This is a genomic window from uncultured Nitrosomonas sp. (genome assembly GCF_902826915.1).
In the GTDB taxonomy this organism is placed as follows: Bacteria; Pseudomonadota; Gammaproteobacteria; order Burkholderiales; family Nitrosomonadaceae; genus Nitrosomonas.
Genome location: NZ_CADEGP010000110.1, coordinates 1 through 5,622, shown reverse-complemented (window position 1 = coordinate 5,622; position 5,622 = coordinate 1). Strand labels below are relative to the sequence as shown.

At 39.2% G+C, this 5,622-nt stretch carries 5 protein-coding genes and 1 pseudogene; 2 read left to right on the top strand and 4 right to left on the bottom strand.

Going from position 1 to position 5,622, the window contains the following annotated elements:
• Positions 1 to 150 precede the first annotated feature (150 nt).
• A complete protein-coding gene (locus QZV86_RS13245; RefSeq protein WP_295629075.1) occupies positions 151 to 447 on the bottom strand; it encodes a transposase in 297 nt (98 codons plus the stop codon).
• A gap of 77 nt (positions 448 to 524) precedes the next feature.
• On the opposite strand from QZV86_RS13245, the pseudogene QZV86_RS13240 reads away from it, so the two are divergent.
• Together QZV86_RS13240 and QZV86_RS13865 are read left to right on the top strand one after the other, a co-directional pair.
• Positions 525 to 685 (top strand): annotated as a pseudogene (locus tag QZV86_RS13240) (transposase); the annotation flags it as partial.
• A complete protein-coding gene (locus QZV86_RS13865) occupies positions 662 to 829 on the top strand; it encodes an integrase core domain-containing protein (protein WP_366925709.1) in 168 nt (55 codons plus the stop codon). The pseudogene QZV86_RS13240 and the gene QZV86_RS13865, both read left to right, overlap by 24 nt.
• Before the next feature lie 127 nt (positions 830 to 956).
• Here the strand turns inward: QZV86_RS13865 and QZV86_RS13235 are convergent, their stop codons facing one another.
• The 3 genes from QZV86_RS13235 to QZV86_RS13225 are packed head-to-tail and all read right to left on the bottom strand — an operon-like array spanning position 957 to position 5,408.
• Positions 957 to 3,071 carry an HlyD family efflux transporter periplasmic adaptor subunit gene (locus QZV86_RS13235; RefSeq protein WP_295629072.1) on the bottom strand — a complete coding sequence of 705 codons (2,115 nt, stop codon included), beginning with the start codon at positions 3,069 to 3,071 and terminating at the stop codon, positions 957 to 959.
• Positions 3,072 to 3,074: 3 nt separating this feature from the next.
• Positions 3,075 to 4,430 (bottom strand): HlyD family efflux transporter periplasmic adaptor subunit, encoded by a 1,356-nt coding sequence (locus QZV86_RS13230; RefSeq protein ID WP_295629069.1) that lies wholly within the window; start codon positions 4,428 to 4,430, stop codon positions 3,075 to 3,077.
• Between the two features lie 3 nt (positions 4,431 to 4,433).
• Positions 4,434 to 5,408 (bottom strand): efflux RND transporter periplasmic adaptor subunit, encoded by a 975-nt coding sequence (locus QZV86_RS13225; protein WP_295629066.1) that lies wholly within the window; start codon positions 5,406 to 5,408, stop codon positions 4,434 to 4,436.
• Between the last annotated feature and the right edge of the window lie 214 nt (positions 5,409 to 5,622).

The following is a 5,622-nucleotide window of genomic DNA, read 5'->3' as shown; positions in this document are numbered from 1 at the left end:
CAGGCTACACCGCTTTCTCCTCACTTGTCATACACCAGAAATAATCATAGCTCAAGCCGCTTTCGGAAACATCAAATGACCGGCACATGAGCGCAATCGGATATTTTTGTCGCATCGATTCAATCAGACCGTATCTCACCGCCGAATAGATTAACTGAGCTTCGCGAAATACGTCGCACACTTTTTTATAAAGTCACGCTCCATCTTCACTTCTGCTAATTCTCGTTTAACTCTGGATAGCTCTAATTCAACTTCAGACAGAGGCTTCTGATGCTTACCTACCAATGCAAGTTCTCCTCGTTTGTCAGCATAAACCCAATTCTTTAATGTTCCTTTCGGTAAAGAAAGCCGTTTTGCTGCCTCAACCAAAGTTAATCCACTTTCTTTAAAAAACTTAACTGATTGCTCCCTAAATTCCTGGCTATATTGTGCGCGGGGTAATTCCATCTCCATCCTCCATTTCATGTCTTCATCTTATGAAACTTCGGACTCCATGAAAATAAGCATACCTCAAATCAGATGCAATCAGTCTGGTATAGGATCAGGGCCGTACGACATCGGAAGTATCTCGAAGCCTGGAAATCGATGCCAATATGCTGAGGAGGTGGATCAGGGAATACCAGTCGGATGAAGCTGATCAGTTATTCCGGGATAAGGGAAACTGACATCGGAGCAGGAAGAAATTTCACCAAGTCAATGTGATGCAAAACAAGGCTTAGAAAAATATTTCATGTTCTACAACCAATATAGACCTCACACCGCGCTTGACGACAAAACGCCAAATGAGTTCTACTTCGATAACTTGCCTGCAATGCAAAAAATAGCGTAGGCATTAACGCGAGATTTCCACTTAAGATATGGGAAAAACTGTCCAATTAAGTGAGGCCACCTCTGTAAACAAGCCTGAGATTTCTTACACATTATTAAATTTTCACAGAACATTCATCTGATCAAAGTTAAAATCCACTTTCTCTTATAATGAGTGACAATACAAGTTCGTACAGCCTTTTAATCAAGAAAACTGATTGACCCTCAACGCATATATTACCTCTAATCTCTCGGCTTGGCACAGCCGATGAAATATTATCCAATTTGATTGCATAAGCTGCATTCTCGGGAATAGCTTTACCATTTTTATGAATTTTCACAGCAACTTCACCACCATACTGAGAGGAAAGATAAGTCAAATCTAGATTCTTAATATTACCCCAATCAATCCTGCTGATAGTCGCAGTTACTTTCGGCATTTGAGGATCCTCAGGATAAAATATTGCTGCTTGACCAATTCCAATTCTGCTTAACTCACCGACCGAAACTATACCTTTCATTTCAGCTATTTCAGAATCATTAATAAAAAAAACTGGTGTCGCATTACTTAGCCATTGTTGTGCTCTTAAAGTAGGATCCATCTCTGATACTACCCCAGAGAAAGGAGCCCGCAAGATTAGTCTGGCTTGCCGCTTCTCAAGGCCTTCCAATTTGCCAGATTCCAATACGATTTGTTCCAAGATTACCTGTAAATCATCTTGATCTTGATGATTTGCTACTGCTCTTGCAGCTCTGAGCTTAAGGAATGCGAGTTGTTTCTGCGTTAATTTAATCTCACTCTCGATTAATGGTGACCGCAATACCATTAACACTTGATTTTTCTCGACCTTTTGTCCACGCTCAATGTCGATTGAAATAATCTGAGCTGGCTCCGGTGAGTAAATTGAAGCATAATTTGCTGATGTTAATATACCCGGCAAATAGATTTGGGAATTCCAAGGAAACAACAACACGATCATAATGATCAATGTAGAAAACCATAGCTTTACTCGAACATTGTTCTGAATTTTATTTTTCAATAACCACCATCGTTTCAATTCCCTACAAACAGGCATCACAATAAAATAAAATATTTCAACTATAAAAAGAATCAACCCTAGCAACTTAAAAAAGAAATCATAAACCAGTACGGCAATACCTAAATACAGAAGAAACCGATAAAACCAGGTAGCCCATGCATAACATATGAGCTTAAATTCCATGTCAGGAGAAAAGTGCTCGGGTTTTTCTTCGATTCCACCAAACAACAACTGACGTAACTTCCATTGCGCCAGGAGAAATGAACGCTGCTGTAAATTTTCGATACCCCACCAATCAGACAGCATGTAATAGCCATCAAAACGCATGAACGGCGTTAGATTAATTGCCAAGCTACTAATAATACTGGTCGTTGCAACTATAAAACAAACGCTCCGCAGCATGCCATCAGGTAAAATTGACCATGCAAATAAGCATATACCTGCAAGTATTAACTCATTGATGATTCCAGCAGCTGCCACATGTATTCTTTGCTTTTTATCATTAAGCCGCCACGTATCGGACATATCGCTATACAACATCGGAATCATGACCATAAACGCTATCCCTATGCTTGGAACCCGGCACCTATAGTGTTTTGCCATGTACGCATGCCCTAACTCATGAATAATCTTTGTTCCTATCAATGCTAGTAGATATACCAATGCACCCGTAAGAGTGAAAAAATACAAAAATGTGTTAACAAATATATCCCATTGCCTTGAAATAAAATAAACACCTGATAATGCAACTAATAAAGCAAAATAGATGAATGCTTTTGAATAAAATTTCTTGATAAAAGGATATGTGCGATTAAGAAAAGCATCTGGTTTAAATAGCGGTATTCGAAAAAAAAGATAATGAATCAAGATTCTTTGCAAGAGATTCTTATGTGACGCCTGATGTTGCCTTAAATAGAAATCAAATGGTTGCGAGCAAGATTGAATCGTTAATTGATTTGTATGCAAAAAACTGATTAATTCAGATACATCTTGTTGAGTAGGAGAAAATGTAGTTTGGGATTCGATGTGATAAATTAAATCTTGGCTATTTCCCAACACCCAATTACTCAACATGTGATATACAAGCGCACCAACCCGATAAAAGCGATTATTTGTCGGGTCATAAATAGTCCAATTCCTGGATCCATCATGGCTATTCGATGCAATGGATATTTGGATATCCTCGCGTAATTTAGGCAATTCCAGGGCACCGTCTGGAAACATTTATTAGAAGCCTAAATATTGACGTACTGAAGACAACGGGCGTTTAAAAAGATAAAAAAACAAACTGACATTCTCGCCGTAGATTTTTGCAGTTCCTTGCCATCCGATTCTTAAATTACTCAGCTCTTCAATTGTTGCGGCCTCTACGCGATAAGCCAATATTTCTCCAGGAGTGATTTCTGCACGATAACTTGCATACGTTACTATTGCATCAATTGAGTGCAAAGGATTAACATCCAGAAAAACTTTTACTGGGGCACCCGGTCGAAAATCAATATTGTTTTCAACCGGCAAGTAAATCAGTAACATCACTTTATCGATTTCCGCGACTTCCATTAATCTCTCGCCGGTAGAAATCGGACGACCGATTAATTCTGCTTTGTCGTTAAAAAGCAATAAGCCATCTTTCTCTGCAATGATATTCACGTGATCCAGCATTTCTTTAGCAAAGTTTCTTTTGATAATCGCTAAATCAACTTTTGCCTTAAGCAACGCTATTTCTGCATTATTTCGTGGATCTTCAAAAGCCCCTTGTGTCGCTTTCTTCAGTTCGGCTTGCGCAACAACCAGCGATTGTTCTGTAATAGCATATTCATTTCGATAATTTGTATCTTCATAACTCAGCAGTAGCTGCCCACGAGTAACCATTTCATTGGGTTCAACCGAAATTGATGCAATTACACCATCAATAGGTGCACTGATGACTAGGGGATCTTTGGCTACAATCTTCACCGGTCCTAATGTGCTGTTCTGAACTGGGATAACCAATAGCGCCAATATCAGAAATAGCATTATTCCCCACAATATCTTTTGTGACAGAAACCATGATTTGAAACGCTGCTGCAGATTGTCGAAGTACCCCCAAGCATGCGCGTAAGTATCAGCTAATCGCTTGAGCAAGAAAAGCTCGTCATCATTCCATGCCACCTCTCTCTCAAGCCACAATGAGCCAATAACAGAACCACATGGTAATCGCAAAGACACCCATACAGAATATGGCAAGGATAGATCTTTCCAATCCTGTTGAAGCTCTGCAGAAAGTTGTTCAGGAACAACTTTCACGAGTTTTTCCTTATTATTTCTTTCACTCAGATAATGGATGACCTGCGCCATCCAATGAATTTTTGGTGTTGTGCGATCAATTAAGTTACTGCCAGAGGCTCTTATGGCTTCAAAATTTCTATTCTTGGATCCAGATGCCTTGAAAAGAACGGCATACCGGTAATGGATAAGTCGCCGGGTCTCATTAACGATAAAGTAGTGAAGTGATAACGAATCAACAGAACTACGCGCATCAGATTCGAGTTGCAGCAATGTTGATAAAGTTTGATTAGATTCACCTTGTGGCTTATCTACCATAGCCTAATGAGGAAAGTTGAGAACAGCTTTTCCACTCATACCTGCTAATACATCCGGCACATTATTCTTAAAACTTGCAAAAATCCGTAGTGTCTGTGAAACGGGATCGACACGAGCACCTATTCGGGAGATATAGCTTTCATAACTTTTACCTGTTTCATCAATGATAATTGGGAAATTCATTCCTGGCTGTAACCAAGCAAGCCACTTTGATGGAACAATCATTTCAATTTCAAGGCTACTATCATCCAAAATTTTCATAATTTCACGACCAGGCTCAACCACTTCAAGCGTATGTGCTTTAACTTCAGTCACGCGTCCGTTCCATGGTGCTTTGATCACACAATCCCAATTCCGAACCGTTAACACATTGAGATCCGCCCTCGCTTTTTCATATTGAGATTTGGAAAGCTCAAGCTCAAGGGAACCCACCGCATTGAATTTTGATAAATCTTGATTATTCTTAAAAACCGCTTCTCTAGCCAAAGCTTCTGCTTCCGCCGCTCTTTCCTCTGCTCTTTGTTGAAGGCAATTAAATCGAACAAGCCTTTCACCTTGTTTGAAAGAATCTCCTTCCTTGAAATTAATTTCAGATATTCTAGCGATTCTGTTACTCGATAGTGTTAGTTCTCGAATTGGCTTGACTAGCCCTCTGATCTCCACTTTTGAGGCTGATTCAATGAGTTCAATATTGACTCTGTTATCATCTGAGTACATACCATGAAGATGGTTTGCGTTAGGAAACTCTACTGTACCCTTCGTTTCTTTCTTTTCAGCTATCTGGGTGGTCGTTTTTTTAATTTGAGCTGCAGAAGGAGATTCAGTTTCGTCTGTAAAATCTGCAAGACTGTTTGTCACGTAACCGAGAAGAACCAGGGCAAATGTAAGAGTAATATAAAAGAATATCCTAAACTGGCTTAGTTTTTTCTCGCATTTACACCAAGCTAATTCAAAGAAGTATAATATTTGATAATGCATACTAGAGCCTTATGTCAGTAAACTAACTGCAAAAATGCAATCTGTTTATGGGAAAATAATAAACAGTTTACCTAACAACTCACGGATTCCTTCCGCAAAAAAAAAGCACTAATTACATCCTATTTTCTTTTTGTTATTTCATTCAAGCTCACGCACTAATGAGCTATAGTCAAATCTGGTGTATGAGAATCAAGCGACCTGCTGTTTTTGATCT

Bases quoted from the DNA above. Each gene is read 5' to 3' on its own strand.
- QZV86_RS13225 (WP_295629066.1), bottom strand. From the start codon at position 5,408: ATGCATTATCAAATATTATACTTCTTTGAATTAGCTTGGTGTAAATGC.
- QZV86_RS13235 (WP_295629072.1), bottom strand. From the start codon at position 3,071: ATGTTTCCAGACGGTGCCCTGGAATTGCCTAAATTACGCGAGGATATC.
- QZV86_RS13245 (WP_295629075.1), bottom strand. From the start codon at position 447: ATGGAATTACCCCGCGCACAATATAGCCAGGAATTTAGGGAGCAATCA.
- QZV86_RS13230 (WP_295629069.1), bottom strand. From the start codon at position 4,430: ATGGTAGATAAGCCACAAGGTGAATCTAATCAAACTTTATCAACATTG.